The organism is Microbacterium paraoxydans, from assembly GCF_020524545.1.
Lineage (GTDB): Bacteria > Actinomycetota > Actinomycetes > Actinomycetales > Microbacteriaceae > Microbacterium > Microbacterium paraoxydans_C.
Map to the genome: position 1 here is coordinate 14919 of NZ_JAIVLG010000004.1, position 16113 is coordinate 31031.

Here is a 16113-nt window from a genome sequence, read left to right on the forward strand (position 1 = left end):
GCCGAGAAGATGGACCAACTCGACGAGACTCTCGCCGAGCAGCGCGCGGAGACCTTGCGTGCTGGCCTCTCCGACTACGAGCTCGACGACGAAGACGCTGCGCTCCTCGCCGGTGTCACGCTCGGCGAGGACGGCATCCACTACAGCCCGGCTCTTCCCGTGGTGGCGATCGTCGGACGCCCGAACGTGGGCAAGTCCGCGCTGGTGAACCGCATCCTGGGGCGCCGTGAGGCCGTCGTGGAGGACACCCCGGGTGTGACCCGCGACCGCGTGACCTACAAGGCCGAGTGGGGCGAGCGCCGCTTCTCGCTCGTCGACACCGGCGGCTGGGAGCCCGACGCGCGTGGCATCGACCGCTCGGTCGCGATGCAGGCCGAGGTCGCGATCGACCTCGCCGACCTCGTGCTGTTCGTCGTCGACGCGATGGTCGGTGCGACCTCGACCGACGAGCACGTGGTGAAACTGCTGCGCAAGAGCGGCAAGCCGGTGTTCCTCGTCGCCAACAAGATCGATGATGCCCGGCAGGAGCCGGAGACGGCCCCGCTCTGGAGCCTCGGGCTGGGCGAGCCCCATCCTGTCTCGGCCATTCATGGGCGGGGTGTCGCCGACCTGTTGGATGCCGTGCTGAAGAAGCTCCCCGAGGTCTCGGCCGTCGCGAAGCAGGAGATCGGCGGGCCTCGTCGTGTGGCCATCCTCGGCCGCCCGAACGTGGGCAAGTCGTCGCTGCTGAACAAGGCCGCCGGTGAGGAACGTGTCGTCGTCAACGACCTGGCCGGCACGACGCGGGACCCGGTGGACGAGGTGGTGGAGCTCGGCGGGAAGATGTGGCGCCTGGTCGACACCGCAGGGATCCGCCGTCGCGTGCACATGGCTCAGGGGGCGGACTTCTACGCCTCTCTCCGCACCTCGGCCGCGCTGGAGAAGGCCGAGGTCGCCGTCGTCGTGCTCGATGTCTCCGAGTCGATCAGCGAGCAGGACGTACGCATCATCGACCTCGTGCTCGAGTCGGGCCGTGCTCTCGTGCTTGCGTTCAACAAGTGGGATCGCTTGAACGATGACGACCTCGAGAACGCCGACCGTCGCCGCTACCTCGAGCGTGAGATCGAGCAGGACCTGGCGCACGTCGCGTGGGCGCCGCGCGTCAACATCTCGGCGAAGACGGGGCGTCACCTCGACAAGCTCGTCCCCGCGTTGGAGACCGCGCTGGAGAACTGGGACCGCCGCATCCCGACCGGCAAGTTCAACGCGTTCCTCGCCGAGCTCGTGGCCGAGCACCCGCACCCGTTGCGTGGGGGCAAGCAGCCGCGCATCCTGTTCGGCACCCAGGCGTCGACCCGCCCGCCCACGTTCGTGCTGTTCACCACCGGCTTCCTCGACCCGGGGTACCGCCGGTTCATCCAGCGCCGACTGCGTGAGCTGTACTCCTTCGAGGGCACGCCGATCGTGATCAACATGCGGGTGCGCGAGAAGCGTCAGCGCTGATCTGTTCCGACGCATGTCGTGCATCGGGGCCACGGCCCCGATGCTGTGAAAGGCTGAGGGAGTGACGGTCGTACCTCCTGCTTCTGGTGAGCCGCGTCGCCCGGACGGGCCGCGGAACCCGGGCGATGCCTGGGTGATCGCGGAGTCGGGCGAGAAGTACTGGGGACGTTTCGGCGCCGCTGGTCTTCTCGCGTACGACCCGGCGCGGGGGATCCTGCTGCAGCACCGCGTCTCCTGGAGCCACTTCGGTGGTACGTGGGGGCTGCCCGGTGGGGCGCTGCACGAGGGGGAGAGCGCGATCATCGGTGCGATCCGCGAGGCCCAGGAAGAGGCGGGTGTGCCTGACGGTGCTGTCCGTCCGCGATTCACGAGCGTGCTCGACCTGGGCATCTGGTCCTACACGACGGTCATCGCCGATGTGCAGGTGCCTTTCGAACCGGTGATCAGCGATCCGGAGAGCGTAGCGCTCGAGTGGGTGCCTATCGACGAGGTCGACGCGCGACCGCTGCACCCCGGTTTCGGCGCGGCGTGGCCGACGCTGCGGGCGCTGCTCGAGGTGCGGCCGCTGATCCTGGTCGACGCGGCGAACGTCGTGGGCTCCGTGCCCGATGGCTGGTGGAAGGACCGTGCAGGAGCTGCTGCGCGCCTTCGTCATCGCCTGGAGAGGTTGTCCGTCCCCGCGGAGGATCTGGGTCTCGGGGGAGAGGTGTGGTTCCCCGAGGTCACGATGGTGGTCGAGGGGCAGGCGCGGGGCATCGATGACGAAGCGAGCCCGGTCGTCGTGCTCCGAGCCGAGGCAGCGGGCGATGACGCGATCGTCGCCGAAGTCGAGCGCCGCGCCGCCGGTCTGCGCCCGGTCGTCGTGGTGACCAGCGACCGGGGCCTCGGTGAACGAGCCGAGCAGGCCGGTGCCGTGAAGGTACGGTCCGCCGGTTGGCTGCTCCAACTCCTCGCGACGCACGGCTGACTCCCGCTCCCGCGTCACCGACATCTTCATCAGACGAACATCACGCGTCGGGGCGGTGGGTCGGCGTAGTCACGGCCCAGCGGGCTGTGCCAGGTGACGCTGCCGTCCTTCTCCTGCTGCGCGTTCCAGCGATGCGGGTCGGGGATGTCCGGATGCTTGAGCGTGTGGTGGCCCCGGCAGAAGTGGCCGAGGTTGTCGAGCCTGGTCTTCCCGCCCTTCGCGTGGTCGTGGTTGTGATCGATCTCGCACCGGTGCACGGGCATGCGGCACCCCGGGAACCGGCAGTGCTGGTCTCGTGCGCGCAGGTAGCGCCTCATCCCTTCGGTGGGTGTGTACGTGTCGGTCTCGACGACCATGCCGACCGGGTCGAGGAAGAGCCGCGTCCACCCGGTGTTCCGCCCCGCGAGATCACGGGCGATGTCGGGGTGCAGCGGTCCGTGGCCGTCGAGCTCTGCCGGGTTGTCATCGGCGCCTGCAAGCGTGGTCGCGGCGACAGTTATCTGGACGCGGGCGTGAATGCCGTCGAGACCGTCTCCGTTCGCGGCGCTGGGTTCTGCGGTCAGGAGGAGATCGGTGAAGAGGTCGGCTTCCGTCTGCGCCCACGTCCGCGTATCGACGGGGAGGTGCTCGACGGCCGGGTCGGTCGTGAACGTGCCACCCTCGGCGCCGTGGATCACGCTGCTGTCGAACAGGTCGAATGCCGCGTCGTCGAGCGAGATGTCTTCGGGATCGATGCCATGGCCGTCATCATCGAACCACCAGGGGCGCGGCACGATCTCGCGGTCGGCGCGGGCGCGCACGACCGCGCGAGTCATGCGGCTCAGCCGGTCAGCGATCGCGGTGGCGATCCATTCGGGGAGTACGGCGGTGAGCACGGCCAACCCGTCATCGAGCGATTTGACCGTCACGCATCGCTCTTCGGCGGCACGCCGGTGGCGCTCCACGACTGTCTCGCTGACGAGGGCGGCAGCGACCTGCTGTGCATGCGCTTTCGTGCGCGCTGCCGTGTCTTGTTCGGCGACCACGAGCACCGCGGTTTCGAACAACTCCATGACCGCGGCATCGACCGTCTGGTTCCGGATGGCCTCGGCGATGATCGCGCTGGCCCTCGCGATCTCGCGTACGTGTTGGACGCTGATGGCACCACTCGCGAAGGAGGCGCGGACGGTGGGGAGGTGGGTGAGCAACGCTCGGGCATCGGCGAAGGCGAACTCCACGGAGCCCTTCGAGAGATGGCCGGCGGCGGAGAACTCCGCGATCATCGAGCGGTAGATCGCCTCGCGATGGAACGGGCTCGCGGTGACATCGGCGTCGTGGAGGGCGATCTGCTCGACGAGTAGCTCTGCAGCTTCCGCTTCGAGCGCGGCGATGCGACGTCTTGTCACGACCCACTCATCCACGATGCGACGTCGTTCGTCGAGGTCGAGATCGGTCGCTTCGGGCATGCCTCAAGTTTAGAAGATATGTTCTATTCAGTCGAGAGTGTGGAGGCGATGTATGCCGGGATATCAGTTCAGCCGATCGTCGCTCCGACCGCGCAGTCTGTCGATGTCGCGGCGTTCGCGTTTGGTGGGTCGTCCTGCGCCACGGTCGCGCAGGCCCAGGGCGGCCTGCGGCTCGCGTGCAGGAGTCTTGTCCTCATAGGCGAGCACCGCGAGGGGAGCTCCGACGCGCTTGACCAGAAGCTGGCGGACGATGAGGATCCGGTCGAATCCAGCGATGCGGATGCGCAGTTCATCACCCACCCTGATCTGCTGTGCCGCCTTGACCTTGTCGCCGTTCACGCGTACGTGCCCCGCGCGGCATGCCGTGGTCGCCGCCGACCGCGTCTTAAAGATGCGGATGGCCCAGAGCCAGCTGTCGACGCGTACAGCATCCATCAGGAGGCCCGCTTCCGCAACGTGGTCACAGCGCCGGCGACGATGAGGCCTTGGCCGAGGGTGTAGGTGAGCATCACGGCAGGACTGCTCCACGCCGGGAGACCGTCGGGGAGGAAAAGTCGGAACGCGAGGAGCGTGTCGCTCGCGAGGAAGAACGCCCCGCCGACCGCGATCAGCGGATGACAGCGGGTCGAGAACGCCGCCGTGCCGCCGAGAACGAGTCCGTACACAGCCACCGCGAGCAAGAGACCGCCTGTGTGCGGCCCCACCGCGGCGATCATCGCGACCCACCATGCTGCGTAGGCGAGTGCCCACCACGGCATGCGCCGTCGTGCGAGATGGCGTGCGAAGAGGAGGATGTACGCCACGTGCGCGACGCCGAAGAAGAGCAGCATCAGCGGCAGCTCCGGCGCGCCCGGGAAGAAGGCGCCCGCGCCGTCGCCCAGCCACGAGAACAGGACGGCTGCGAAGAGCAGGGCGAGTGCCGCCGGGGGTTGCAGCCGACGAGCGGACAGCGCCACCGGAAGAGCCAGCAACGGCATCAGGAGGAGCTTGGTGGGGCCGGCGAGCGGACTGTCCACGGCGAGCAGCGCCACGTGCACGAGAGAGACCGCGGCGTAAGGCAGAAATGCCCACGCGAGCGACGAGGAAGGCACGCGCTGCGGCATCTCCCCATCGTAGGGGCGAGGTGTCGCGGGCTCAGGCGTCGGACTCTTCACACGGACACTCAGGATTCGACGGTGACCTGCACGACGGTGTCGTTGACACCCAGATGTGCGGCGGGCCAGTATCCCTCTGGGAAGTGCTCGCCGCAGCTGTCCGTGAGGTGCAGGATCACTCTCCCATCGGAGGATGCCTCGATCGTCTCGAGTTCGAGGTCGGCGAAAGCGTCATCGAGCTCCTGCGGCTCCGGCTCGCCGGTACTGAAGTTCGTGACCACGGCATCCGTCGCCAGTCGTCGCAGCACGTCCAGTCGCGCGACGACCTCGCGCAGCCGGGGGAGGAGCGGTGCCACGTCGTCGAGGCTCGTTCCTTCGAGCATCAGGTCGAGTTCCGTGCCTCCGACCGAGACAGTACCGACGAACCAGTCGTGGGTGAGCACGGAGCCATCGGTGAGTTCGGAGGTCGCGCGGGCGAGGGTGCCGAGTTCGGGATCGTCGATGGTCGGGTGTGAGTCGGTCATTCCTTCACGCTAGCGCCAGATGGGCACGGCGCACGCTCACGCGACGAGGTCGAGTGCGACGAGAGAGCGCCCCGGTTTGAGTGGCGACTTCTCGGTGAAGCCGGCGGCCAGGAACGTGCCGAGCGTGCCGTGGAACAGGTCGTTGGCCCGCTGCTTCTCGCCTCGCGTGTCGACCGGATAGCCCTCGATCACGCGGGCACCGGATCCGCGTGCATATTCGACCGCGGCGTCCAGCAAGGTGCGGTTGAGCCCGGCCCCGCGATGCTCGCGCCGGACGACGAAGCACGTCACCGCCCAGACCGACTCGTCGTCGAAGGGCTCGGTCGTCGCAGCGGCGATGATGCGGGTGCGGGGGATCCGTGCCTGCCGCATGCGGGGGCCGATCCGGATCCACCCGGCAGCCTCGCCGTCGATGTAGGCGATGATGCCCGGCGGCGGCCCGGCGTCGATCTCGGCGTGAAACATCTCGGTTCGCTGCGGCGTCGTCGTCGTGTTCCACTCCTTGTTCGTCAGGACCGGCCAGATGCACTGACAGCTGGCGCCGTCGCCACCGCCTGTGAGTGCGTGCTGGACATCATCCCAGCGGGAAGCCGTTGCCACCTCGGTCGTGATCGTCACCATGCACGTGACGGTACGCGCGACCTCCGACACCCGCAACGGCTCGGTTCGCGGAGGCGGTCGAGATGCGGCTAAGATAGGGGAGTTGCCTGCGCGAGAGTGCAGAACAACGGGCTGTGGCGCAGCTTGGTAGCGCACTTGACTGGGGGATGCGTTGGCTAACTCGGTCGAAAACAGCCTCGAAAATTCAACAACGGGATGTGGCGCAGCTTGGTAGCGCACCTGACTGGGGGTCAGGGGGTCGCAGGTTCAAATCCTGTCATCCCGACAGAAAAAGCCTGATGAGAGTGGATTTCTAGATGTCCGATTCTCGCCAGGCCATCTTAGCTCGCCGCTGATTCTGTGGTCCCGATTTGTGTTTCCTATGAGACCGACGGCGGATCTTGGAGAGACTTAACTGGTCCCACTTTGTTCCCACGCCCCCTGACCCCTACAAATCAAAGTCAAGTGGTTTAGGAGGACCCTCCGATCCATCTGAGATGCCGGTTCGTCTGTTCCGCGGCGAGCGTGAGCTCCGTGGTGTCGGTGTGCAAGTAGCTCTTGGTCGTCTCGATCGAGGCGTGTCCGAGGATGTCACGGACGATGTGAAGCGGTACGCCGGCGTTCGCGAACCATGTGGCTCCAGCGTGTCTGAGGTCGTGTCGTCGTAGACCGGGGTGCCCGAGTCTTTGCACCAAGTTGGTCCAGTCGGTTGCTCGCGAGAGCGTTCCGGTGGTGAGGACCCCGCCCCGGGGCCCCCGGAGCAGCGGCTGATCATGTTCGCGGCCGTCGGTAATGCGTCGGAGCACGGGCTCCAACGGCTTGAGGATCGGCACCCTCCGTGCTTGCCTGCTCTTGGTGGGCTTGAGGCATAACCCGTTCGAGCCGGGGAAGTGCTGTCGTGCGATGGTGACGAGGCGGTTGTCCCAATCGATGTCGCTGACCACCAGACCTGCGACTTCGGACACTCGCGCGGCGAGAAGAGCGGAGAGGAGGACGAAGTCCCCATACGCCGCGTGAACACGACGGCACTCGTCCGCAAGGCTTCGAACCTCGCCGAGAGTCGGAATCTTGCGCGCGAGATCGGCTGTCGACGACCGTCTCCGTCGTCTTGCGCGTGTTCGTGCGGGGTTCGCGGCGATGATCTCGTCTCGCACCGCTTCGTCGAGCACTCGTGTGAGGGCTGACACGGTGTTCTTCAGTGTCGACGGCGAGCAGTCGTTTTCCCACCGGTCGATCGTCCTATCGATGACGGCCGTGCTGATCGATCGCACGGCCAGGTGCCCCAGGGCAGGAAGAATGCGGACCCTGATGCTGGCGCGATACCCGCTCGCCGTCGACGACGGATCGAGTCCTCGAAGATACCGGTCCCCGATCTCGGCGATGTAGTCGGCGAGTGAGATCAGCGGGTTGCTCGCGATGTGCGTTCGTGACTGGAGCTGTTCCAGGAACGTTCTGGCTTCTTCCTCCCGATCGAACGTGGCTGAGTAACTTCGCCGTTCGTGTGAGGTGGGGTCGGACCATCGGGCGCGAGCGCGGAATCGGCCGTGGCGATTCGCTATGTCTCGCGTGAGGTGTACTCCGATAGGAGGGATGTGACGATGGTTAGTGTTCATCTGCTCGAAGCTGGCAGGGAAGTCGCGCTGCCGCGCGGAGGCGCTGGGGCGCGAGCCCGAGGCGGCACGCGCGACTTCGGCGCCGTCCGATACACTAGGAGTAGGCTGGCCGCGTCATGAGCACCATGATCCAGATCAGTCAGCCGGCGGCAGAGTCGCTTGCTCGTTGGCGTGCGCTCAGCGATGAGCAGAAGCGCGAGGCGCGGTTCGCTGTGGTGGTTGACCGGGTTGCCGCGAGCATGGCGATGGAGAACGAGCCGGTCTCGGACGCATGGATCCAGCAGGCGAAGCAGACGGGAGTCTGACCCAGCGGTTCGCCACAGGCCGTGGCGACCTCACCTACGCGGAGCTCGCCGACGCGATGGCGAAGGCGCGCGGGTTCCAGGTGGCGATCAGCAGGTTCGAGGACGACTTTGCCGGGACCAGCTCCGCGATTGCCTGACGAGCCCGCTCCGCGCCCGCCGCCACATCCGCCGGAATCTTCACGTTCCTAGCCAAGTAGTTCGGATCGCAGCTCGTCCACTATCGATCCACTCAACGTCGAATGGTTCTCGCGAGAGAATGGATACCGGAAGGGATCGACTGATGGTCAAAGGCGACATCGAGACGTACTTCGAAGACGGGGTCTGGAAGAACCGACCGCAGGGCAACGAGCGGGCGTCCAATACTGCGCCCAGGAAGTCGGAAGCTCAGCAGAAGGGCCGAGAGATGGCAAAGGACCGCAAGGTCGAGCACGTCATCAAGAAGAAGGACGGCACGATCGGTCAGCGCAATTCGTACAAGAAGCCGGACCCTTATCCGCCGAAGGGATAGCGCGGCGCGCGCGTCTCACGGCATTGTCGGAGGACGGGTGGATGCTTGAGCGAGAACCAGTCCACCCCAACGAGACGAGACCCATGTGCAGCGAAGAGATTGAGCGGAAGTTTGAGGTCCCTATCCCGGAAGGTGTGAGCGCTGCCGAGAAAGAGCGCCTCATTCAGGCCGCGACCGACCGCGAGGTCGACAAGTTGCTCGACGACCTCGATCTGTTCAAGTAGCTCGCTTTCTGACCGGCAGATGGCTCAACCTGACTACTCGTGGCTGCCTCTCCACCAGCAGCATGTCGCCTACACGCTTGCCCACGCCGATAGCCTCATCGCCCAGGCGGCGGAGGTGCTCTTCGATTACCTCAAGCCCGGACCGCTTGAGCTTGCCAACGTTGCGGATGGTGATCTCGCGCATGTCACCGTGGCCGGCGTCGCGGTGCTTCCTTCTGCAGTGGCGCGGTTTGCTGCAGACGCTCTGACGCAGATTCGAGCCGCGATCGAGCACACGATCTTCGCCGAGGTCGAGTACCAGCTCGGACGAGGACTCACCGAGGAGGAGGCTCGGCGAATTGAGATGCCGGCCTGTCTGACGGAGGACGATTTCAAGAAGTGGCTGGCGGGTCGTCGTCGTCCCGAGCTGGAACCATTTCGTACCGGCTCAGTGCTGGTTGGCAGGATTCGGGATTTGCAGCCGTACCACCGCCGCGACGTCGACCAGCATCCGCTACGCGTTCTCGCTGAACACACCAACCTCGCCAAACATCGCACGCCCGCAGTTGCGGCGACGCTGATCGGCGCCGTCATCCCCGACTGGCAGGACCCGACGCTTGTTCTGCCGACCGGCGAAGATCGGCCGCTGGTGGCGGGTGATGTCCTGGCGAGCGGCCCGCGTGATAAGTACGTGCCGCTCTCGATCTGGCCGAAGGTGTCAATCCAGCGACCGCACAGCGGCACCTGGCACGTTCTCATGACGGAGCTCGGGGAGATCGAAGAGTGGGTACGCACCGTCGCGATTCCGCACTTGATTCTCGGACACCACGACGCCGACCCATTGCCGCCCCAACTCGACACCACCGTCGGGCACGTTGACCTCCCTGCCGCCCTCTTGGCCGCCGGTCATGTCCCCGCGGCCACCCGCTCGTCGCAGCACATTCAAGCTGACTTTATACGTGACGAACTAGCCGAGACCCTCGCGATGCACCCCGTCAAGTCCGACCCGGAGGTCATCCGAAAGTGGATCGAGACGCTCGACGACATCGAAGTGCTTGAGCGACATGACCGATTGGCGGAGCCAGCCAGTCGGCGGGATCTTCCCGGCGTGGATCGAGTCGTGCGGAAGTCGATCGCGGAAGCTTCCCAGTGATCCATCGTTGTTGAGGCGAGTCTTATCCGTCGTCGCCCATTCGTTCCGCTTCTGCGTCGTTACGGCGGGCTTCATGCTGATAGCTATCCGCGATGCCCCGCAGGATGCGAGCCGTGCGTGGCCACCGTGTGGCGATCTTGCTAGCCATCTCCCGGTACTGCTGTTCGAGCACCCGTTCCTGATCGCCGCCATCGAACACGCCACGCGAAGTCACACCACGTTGATTGGTCTTGCCGATGTGCAAGCCCGTATCGATCCGTGCATTGCCAACGTTTTCGATGACTTCGCGAACGGCTTCAGCTGGCCAAACCCCGTCTACCCCGACAGGGCTCGAGGCAAGTACCTGCCCGATCTGCTCGTCGCCGATCGATGCTCGCCCACTATCCGCGAGGGCAAGGCGGGCGGCACGTACCCATTCCGTGAGGTGGTCGGCGTCGATACTGCCGTCGTTTGCGAGTCCGGGGAGCGTGCGCCATTTGCGGAGCACTGAGAAGGATAGGTGCGCGAAGGCCTGCTCCTGTGGAGTGGGCGTTCGCTTGGGCTCCCCTTCCGCGCGGAAGATGGCGCTCACCATGTTGACGAAGTCAGTGGGATCCTTACTCAGCGCCCGATAGAGGGCGCCCGAAGGCTCATGGTCGTGGACAAGTTCAAAGAACATGAACTCGTAGCCTGGGAGCTCGTCGTCGTCGGGCACCCGTTGTTCCATGTATTCCAGAAGTTTGCCGACGTAGTAGCCGCTCATCGTGGTGTTCTGGGGAGGCTCCGTTCCTCGACGTAGTGCGTCGAACACCTCCTTGACGAGACTGATCTCCGGTTCCTGATGCTCGTGCAGCATGATGCTCAGAAGTGCCATCGCCTCCCAGGGGCGACCATGTTGAACGAACCGCCGAACACCCTCCGCCCGATCGTCAGAGGCCGCAGCGAAGGGCTGAGCTCGCTTCCAATAGGCCTCTTCGAGTCCTTCGCCCAGCGAGGACACCTCAGTCCAGTACTGGCGGGAGAGGGGAACTGCCTCCATCAGAATCTCTCGAGTTTCGGCCTCCTGAAGCGCCGGGCTTGCGAAGGCTTCCTTCAGCCACTCCATCCCGCCTTCGTGGATCTTCACGCTCACGTAGTTCAACGCTGCTTGATTCAAGTTGGGCTCCGATGAACTCAGCCACCCGAGAATCTCTTGATCTGGTGCGTTGGCCGTGCCTGCGAGCAGCCGTCCCACGACATGGGGTGTCTTGACATCGATGGTGAGCGAGCGCAGTGCATCTGAGCCGAGCACAAGTACGTGGTCGAGTGCCTCGCGTTGAAGTCGCGCGAGTTCGATGTCGTATCCTTCGTCGCCCAGCTTGAGATTGGGTAGGTGAGCCCGCCAGTCGAAGAGACTGGAGAACCGTCGCCCGTCCTGGGTGGGCGTGAGGGCCCCGGCAAGTTCGCGGAACGCGACCACGTCCTCAGCGGGCATAGCCCACTCGGCGTCGGAGTACTCCTCGTGCCGATCTGCCTCGCTGCTCAGCGTTTCCCAAACCGCATACACGTCTTCGGGCGACCACTCTTGAGCGCTGATGACCTCGCGGAGCTTGGCTAGGACTGCGACCCGTTCCTGGCGCGGTAGTCCATCGATCTGCGGAACAAGCTCTTTCCAGCGTGCTGCGTCGGTCCCAGCAGCGGCGGTGACGAGGATCACGAGCTCATGAACGAAATGCCCCCAGTCCGCATAGGTGACCGATTGCCGGATGGGCGACCAGTCGCGATACGTCGGAGCGTGCGGCTGGAAAGCAACTGCGTGACTCTCAGGCCAGACGCCGAGGGCAAGCTTCCAGCCGACATCGGGTTCGCGCTGCATCAGGCGCGCGATGACGGCGAGTTTGTCGTCGACGCTCGCGCCGCTCTGAGGCAACCAGCCCGCGACGACATTCTGCAGGCTCTCGATCGGACGATTGCTTAGCCGACCACCGGGATCCAGTGCGGACAGCCTTCCAAGAAGCGCTGCCGCCCGACCGAAATAGGTCGGCGACCAGCACAGCGTCTCGAGTGCCCACAGCAAGTTGGGGTGTGGCGACGATGGTCCGAAAAGAGTGTCCGCGCCGCTGTCTTGGAACATCGTGCGAAGAATCGGGTCGGTGCGGTCCAAGTCGAGTTCAACCGCATCCTGAAATACCTCCGGGGCGGCTTCCGCCAAGCTGGGCAGGACACTGGCCAGTCGAGCCCAGGTCGTTCCTGTGTCGTCGGCGTTCGCAGCTTGAAGTAGATCGTGAACGAGCCGGCTGACCCGCCCTTGCATGGTTAGGTCAGCGGGAAGCTCGACGTCGCTCGCGGCGGCGAGCGCTAGTCCGTCCGCCACGCCTTTCCTAAGCGTCTCCGAATGGGTCGGGTTGGTGCCTTGGGCGCTCGCGGTCAGACGAGCGACGGCATCCATGCCCTGGTAGGGGTCCGGTGCCAACAGGACATCTGCGACAACCTCGGCCCACCTCGCTAGTTCACCATCAGGGAGCGTCGGTAGGAGGAGAAGAGCAGCCTCTGCCGGCGAGGTGACACGCCAGGTGCCGCCCGAACGAACGAACGGTGCATCCGCACGGCCGGCGAGACTTTTCAGAAGGCGATCGATATCGTCGCGTGATCGTCCGGTCAGCCTTTCGATCACTGCGAGGTCGCCTTCAGCGTTCGTCCACGAACCAACCAGAACGAGCGGTGCGAGGATAGCGGCTTTATCGGTATTGGTGACCCACTCTGGGGCTCGGAAGCGTGGCTCGCGCGCGATCGAACGAACGAGCGCGGGCACACTGCGACGCGCGAGGGCCACCATCGCCTCGGCCTTGTTCGAGTCGGACACGACGGCCTTAAGCGCCTCGCGAGCGGTTGCGCGGTCTACCTTGCGGAGCTCAATCTTCTTGGCGTTTCGAATGATGTCGCCTGGCTCGGCGATCAAGATCACCCGATGTCCGTTGTCGACGGCGGCCGCGAGGTCGGGCGCATCGGAAAACAACGGAACGAGAATCAGAGGAGACCGCGATTCGGTCAACCGCTGCCAGGCGGCGCTGTCGGTGACAACAATGGCCCGGTACAGAAGGTCGTTCTGCGCAGCCAAGGCGGCGAACGTGAAGGCAAGGGCCTCATCGCGCCACGGCGCTTGAATGGCCAAGATCGCATCGCCGGATCCTGCAGCAGTAAGGATTGCACGCAACTCGTCGGCCTCGGCGGTGCGTCCAGCCGCGAAGAAGTCGGCCGGGAGCGCCATCGTCGTGCGACCCTGAAAAGCCTGCCACCACCGCTCGATGGTCTGTGCGTCTCGCGGTCGGTAGCCTAATCGCTCCGAAATCCAACGATGTACGGACGGCGACTCTTGGAGCCAACTCTCCAGAGTGTGCGCATCGATGGCCTTCACGTCAGAGAACTTCTTCTCGGCGGCGCGATCGGAAGCCCACGCGATACCGCCAGCCCAGTTCCTCGGCGTGGCGAAGACAAAGGCTGAACTCGCGTCAGCGGGGAGCGCGAGCACCCGCTTGTCGTAGTCGCTCTGAGCCTTTCCTTTCGGGTTGGCGTCCGTGCCGAACTCAAAGCGCAGCTCGCCGACTGGAAGGTACGCACTACCTGCAGACGTGGCGGTGCCGTCCCAACCTGAGGCAGCCACACCCTCGTGGGCACGAACTTGCAGATTGCTGATCCCGGGAGTCACCGCGAGAAGACGACGCATCAGCTCGGGAAAGGCGGTCTTCGCATCATCGCGGGCAGCCCAAGTGTTCAGTTCGCTGGCGGTGATGAGCTCAGGCGCGTCCGTGCGGAGCGCGGGTGCGACCGACGATGCGCTTGAGCCGCGTTCTTTCTGAAGGCGCAGGACCTCTTCTCGAGCAAAACGATGCTGCGTCGAGCCAGGAACACGAGCTGACACAAGGGTGCCTGCTGTGACCCAGTTCCTGACGGTGTTTTCGTGCACCCCAAGGAGCTTCGCGGTCTCACGAACGTTCAAGAATGGCTTCAGTCTATCCTCACTTTCCATACCATTAGTATGTCAGATTGTGGACTTTGTGTACATAGGGTGCATCACCGGGCGGTTGGCCTGTGCGTGGGCCACCACTGGGTCTCATCGCCACTTCGGCCCGCAGAAGCGCAAGGCGCACACTCTGCTGGGCGAGGCCGAGCTCCCGCGCGACAGCCGTCAAGGACTTGCCCGCCTTGTAGAGGACGACTGCCTGGACAGTCTGGTTGGGCGTGATTGGCTGTCGGCGCATGGGCACGTTCGTGTCTTTCAGTAGGCGCAGGACCGTTAACTTCCCAATGCCGTAACGCGGTGCGACGGCGGGCGGTGTCCTCGCAATCGGGCCTCTGCGTGGGATGCCGCGCGTGTGGGCGAGCGAGAAGAAGTTCTGTCTGCGCCCCACGGGAGAATGGACTCGACGCGAACGCGAGCAAGCAGAGGGGAGCACGAGTGCTGAACTGGATCCGACGAGCGCTGAACCTCGCAACAGACGCCGTGCCCGTACCGGCAAGGTCCGAGAACCTCCACCAAGCGGTGCTTGGAGAGGCGGTTGTCTACTTCGCCCATACCGTTCCGACTTCGAAACCCATTGATCTCGGTAAGGCGGCGAAGCAACTCCTTGATACTGAACTCGCAGTGAGCGCAGCGTGGCCATCGGACAGGTCAGCGCGACTGCCTCCGTCCTTGGAGAGGATTGAACGAGACCTGACCCGCCTTCAACGGCTCAAGACATGGACCGACAACCTGAACGGGTTTCCGTCCTTGGTGAGGGGCGTTTTCTCGCATCCGGTGACTGCGTTCCGAGTATTCCGATTGCTTAAGGTAAAGCGCAACGACGTTCCGGACGAGGACGAGGAAAACTCGTCGCTCGAAACTGTGCGTGTCGAGGTCGAGAAGATCCTGGTGGACGCACAGAAGGTCACTCTTATGGAGAAAGAGATAGACGCTGATCTCTTCTGGAGCGAAAGAGAAGACCTCGACGCTTATGTGCGGTTCTTCCTGCGCGCGACGCAGCACACCATCCGAATCGGTGACAAGGAAGTGTCGATCACCCTTGAGCCTCGGCTGATGCTGCACCGTGAGGGTGTAGTGCAGATCACCGTCGGCGTGCACCTACCTCCAGGTTGCACGCCGGCAGATGCGATCGACGCATCCTTCCCAGGGTCACCGCTGTTCCACTCGTCGCGAGTGCCCGAACCGTATGCGTCGCGCGGTGCGAAATGGGCCGGAGGCGAGTGGGCAGAGCAGCCAGAGGGAGGGGTCAGGGTTCGAGTCTTCGATCACGAGGAACCCGCATCGCTGTACGAATGGCTCGAAGTTCTTGTCGGTCGGATCTTGCGGGGAATCGGCGCATTTGTCGGCGGCGCCTCCTATACCTATCCGATGATTATGGTCCAGGCAGGAGCATGCTGTACCGACTGGGCCGACAACCACGCCCGGGACATCGTGCACCTCGCGATTCGCAAGGTTCCGCGCGGTAGTGATCGGGTCACATTGGACCCCGGTCCCAACCTGAGCATTCACGCTGGTATGCAAGTTCACGCCACCGGCGGTTCTGTGCTGCTGCTTCACCTGCGCACTTGGCGCGCCGGCATTCTGGACCTCCACCACACTCTCCTGTATGAACGAATCGGGCTTGTCTACGTGCGGTTGCGCCGGCTTGAACAGCGGATCTCAGACTTCCAGACGGGCAAGCGAGACATACTGCGGACCTATCGCAGAGTGTTGGAACTCGAGAAGGAAGTGCGTGGCGCGCATTATCGCGCAGGTACAGCACGCGACATCTCTCGCCACGTCCTGACCGCGCTGGGTGCCTTCGAGATCCTCGAAGTTGTCCGCAACGGTGCGAGCATGCTCGGTGAAAGGGCGAGCACGCGCGCGAGCCTACGTGCCGCGCGCGCGGCGAACAGGTTCGCACTGCTCGGGTTGACGGTCGCAATATTCGCAGCGATTCCGGCGATCCCGTCCATCCTCATGCTCATAGAGCAGCAGCGCCAGGCCGATCCGGAAGCAGGCTTCTGGTCGCTGATGCAGACCCTCGCAACATCACCACTTCTGCTGTCCGCCCTGATACTTGGCGCGGCTGTGCTTTATGGCGTAGCGGTCTTCTGCGTGCTCGCGTTCCGTGTGATCCGGTACCTCGTCAGGTTGCGCAAACGGGGGTACGTCTCACGGGTGGAAGGGTACGAGATCGTCCTCGACGAGCCGGTTGATGCCTGAGCGCGGCAATAATACGAGATCTCGGCGCAACCCCT

15 protein-coding genes and 1 tRNA gene are annotated in these 16113 nt (G+C 64.6%); 8 read left to right on the forward strand and 8 right to left on the reverse strand.

The features are described 5' to 3' along the window. Window positions 1-9 precede the first annotated feature (9 nt). Complete coding sequence (gene der, locus LC041_RS09190; protein ID WP_226533293.1) at window positions 10-1482, forward strand: ribosome biogenesis GTPase Der; 1473 nt, start codon at window positions 10-12, stop codon at window positions 1480-1482. Window positions 1483-1543: 61 nt separating this feature from the next. Next, window positions 1544-2449 (forward strand): NUDIX domain-containing protein, encoded by a 906-nt coding sequence (locus tag LC041_RS09195; protein WP_226532813.1) that lies wholly within the window; start codon window positions 1544-1546, stop codon window positions 2447-2449. A gap of 29 nt (window positions 2450-2478) precedes the next feature. On the opposite strand, the gene LC041_RS09200 is transcribed toward LC041_RS09195, so the two are convergent. The 5 genes from LC041_RS09200 to LC041_RS09220 form a co-directional block, all read right to left on the reverse strand. Continuing rightward, window positions 2479-3894, reverse strand: coding sequence for an HNH endonuclease signature motif containing protein (locus LC041_RS09200; RefSeq protein ID WP_226532814.1), 1416 nt, complete (start codon window positions 3892-3894; stop codon window positions 2479-2481). A gap of 63 nt (window positions 3895-3957) precedes the next feature. Then, a complete protein-coding gene (locus LC041_RS09205; protein ID WP_226532815.1) occupies window positions 3958-4329 on the reverse strand; it encodes an RNA-binding S4 domain-containing protein in 372 nt (123 codons plus the stop codon). Next, window positions 4329-4997 (reverse strand): lysoplasmalogenase family protein, encoded by a 669-nt coding sequence (locus LC041_RS09210; RefSeq protein WP_226532816.1) that lies wholly within the window; start codon window positions 4995-4997, stop codon window positions 4329-4331. The genes LC041_RS09205 and LC041_RS09210 overlap by 1 nt, the downstream gene beginning before the upstream one ends. A gap of 59 nt (window positions 4998-5056) precedes the next feature. Further along, window positions 5057-5512, reverse strand: a complete 456-nt coding sequence (locus tag LC041_RS09215) for a hypothetical protein (RefSeq protein WP_226532817.1) — start codon at window positions 5510-5512, stop codon at window positions 5057-5059. A 36-nt stretch (window positions 5513-5548) separates the two neighbouring features. Then, window positions 5549-6133, reverse strand: a complete 585-nt coding sequence (locus LC041_RS09220) for a GNAT family N-acetyltransferase (protein WP_226532818.1) — start codon at window positions 6131-6133, stop codon at window positions 5549-5551. A gap of 191 nt (window positions 6134-6324) precedes the next feature. Between LC041_RS09220 and LC041_RS09225 the strand changes: the two genes are divergently transcribed. Next, window positions 6325-6398, forward strand: a tRNA-Pro gene (locus LC041_RS09225). A 184-nt stretch (window positions 6399-6582) separates the two neighbouring features. Here the strand turns inward: LC041_RS09225 and LC041_RS17360 are convergent. Beyond that, on the reverse strand, window positions 6583-7299 hold the full coding sequence (locus LC041_RS17360) for a tyrosine-type recombinase/integrase (RefSeq protein WP_226532819.1): 717 nt from the start codon (window positions 7297-7299) through the stop codon (window positions 6583-6585). Window positions 7300-7841: 542 nt separating this feature from the next. Here LC041_RS17360 and LC041_RS09235 point away from each other — a divergent pair. After that, window positions 7842-8030, forward strand: coding sequence for a hypothetical protein (locus LC041_RS09235; protein WP_226532820.1), 189 nt, complete (start codon window positions 7842-7844; stop codon window positions 8028-8030). Between the two features lie 34 nt (window positions 8031-8064). Here the strand turns inward: LC041_RS09235 and LC041_RS09240 are convergent, their stop codons facing one another. After that, window positions 8065-8211: a hypothetical protein gene (locus LC041_RS09240; RefSeq protein ID WP_226532821.1), complete on the reverse strand. Its 147-nt coding sequence runs from the start codon at window positions 8209-8211 to the stop codon at window positions 8065-8067. A gap of 99 nt (window positions 8212-8310) precedes the next feature. Here LC041_RS09240 and LC041_RS09245 point away from each other — a divergent pair, with 99 nt between their 5' ends. The 3 genes from LC041_RS09245 to LC041_RS09255 are packed head-to-tail and all read left to right on the forward strand — an operon-like array spanning window position 8311 to window position 9894. After that, entirely contained in the window at window positions 8311-8538 is a 228-nt protein-coding gene (locus LC041_RS09245; protein WP_226532822.1) for a DUF2188 domain-containing protein, read from the forward strand. A 41-nt stretch (window positions 8539-8579) separates the two neighbouring features. After that, window positions 8580-8762 (forward strand): hypothetical protein, encoded by a 183-nt coding sequence (locus LC041_RS09250; protein ID WP_226532823.1) that lies wholly within the window; start codon window positions 8580-8582, stop codon window positions 8760-8762. A 19-nt stretch (window positions 8763-8781) separates the two neighbouring features. Further along, window positions 8782-9894 (forward strand): hypothetical protein, encoded by a 1113-nt coding sequence (locus LC041_RS09255; RefSeq protein WP_226532824.1) that lies wholly within the window; start codon window positions 8782-8784, stop codon window positions 9892-9894. A gap of 22 nt (window positions 9895-9916) precedes the next feature. On the opposite strand, the gene LC041_RS09260 is transcribed toward LC041_RS09255, so the two are convergent. Continuing rightward, complete coding sequence (locus LC041_RS09260) at window positions 9917-13849, reverse strand: helix-turn-helix domain-containing protein (protein WP_264189146.1); 3933 nt, start codon at window positions 13847-13849, stop codon at window positions 9917-9919. Window positions 13850-14308: 459 nt separating this feature from the next. Here LC041_RS09260 and LC041_RS09265 point away from each other — a divergent pair, with 459 nt between their 5' ends. After that, window positions 14309-16078 carry a hypothetical protein gene (locus LC041_RS09265; RefSeq protein ID WP_226532826.1) on the forward strand — a complete coding sequence of 590 codons (1770 nt, stop codon included), beginning with the start codon at window positions 14309-14311 and terminating at the stop codon, window positions 16076-16078. Window positions 16079-16113: the final 35 nt, after the last annotated feature.

Bases quoted from the DNA above. Each gene is read 5' to 3' on its own strand.
- der (WP_226533293.1), top strand. From the start codon at position 10: ATGGACCAACTCGACGAGACTCTCGCCGAGCAGCGCGCGGAGACCTTG.
- LC041_RS09200 (WP_226532814.1), bottom strand. From the start codon at position 3,894: ATGCCCGAAGCGACCGATCTCGACCTCGACGAACGACGTCGCATCGTG.
- LC041_RS09205 (WP_226532815.1), bottom strand. From the start codon at position 4,329: ATGGATGCTGTACGCGTCGACAGCTGGCTCTGGGCCATCCGCATCTTT.
- LC041_RS09210 (WP_226532816.1), bottom strand. From the start codon at position 4,997: ATGCCGCAGCGCGTGCCTTCCTCGTCGCTCGCGTGGGCATTTCTGCCT.
- LC041_RS09215 (WP_226532817.1), bottom strand. From the start codon at position 5,512: ATGACCGACTCACACCCGACCATCGACGATCCCGAACTCGGCACCCTC.
- LC041_RS09220 (WP_226532818.1), bottom strand. From the start codon at position 6,133: ATGGTGACGATCACGACCGAGGTGGCAACGGCTTCCCGCTGGGATGAT.
- LC041_RS09235 (WP_226532820.1), top strand. From the start codon at position 7,842: ATGAGCACCATGATCCAGATCAGTCAGCCGGCGGCAGAGTCGCTTGCT.
- LC041_RS09245 (WP_226532822.1), top strand. From the start codon at position 8,311: ATGGTCAAAGGCGACATCGAGACGTACTTCGAAGACGGGGTCTGGAAG.
- LC041_RS09250 (WP_226532823.1), top strand. From the start codon at position 8,580: ATGCTTGAGCGAGAACCAGTCCACCCCAACGAGACGAGACCCATGTGC.
- LC041_RS09255 (WP_226532824.1), top strand. From the start codon at position 8,782: ATGGCTCAACCTGACTACTCGTGGCTGCCTCTCCACCAGCAGCATGTC.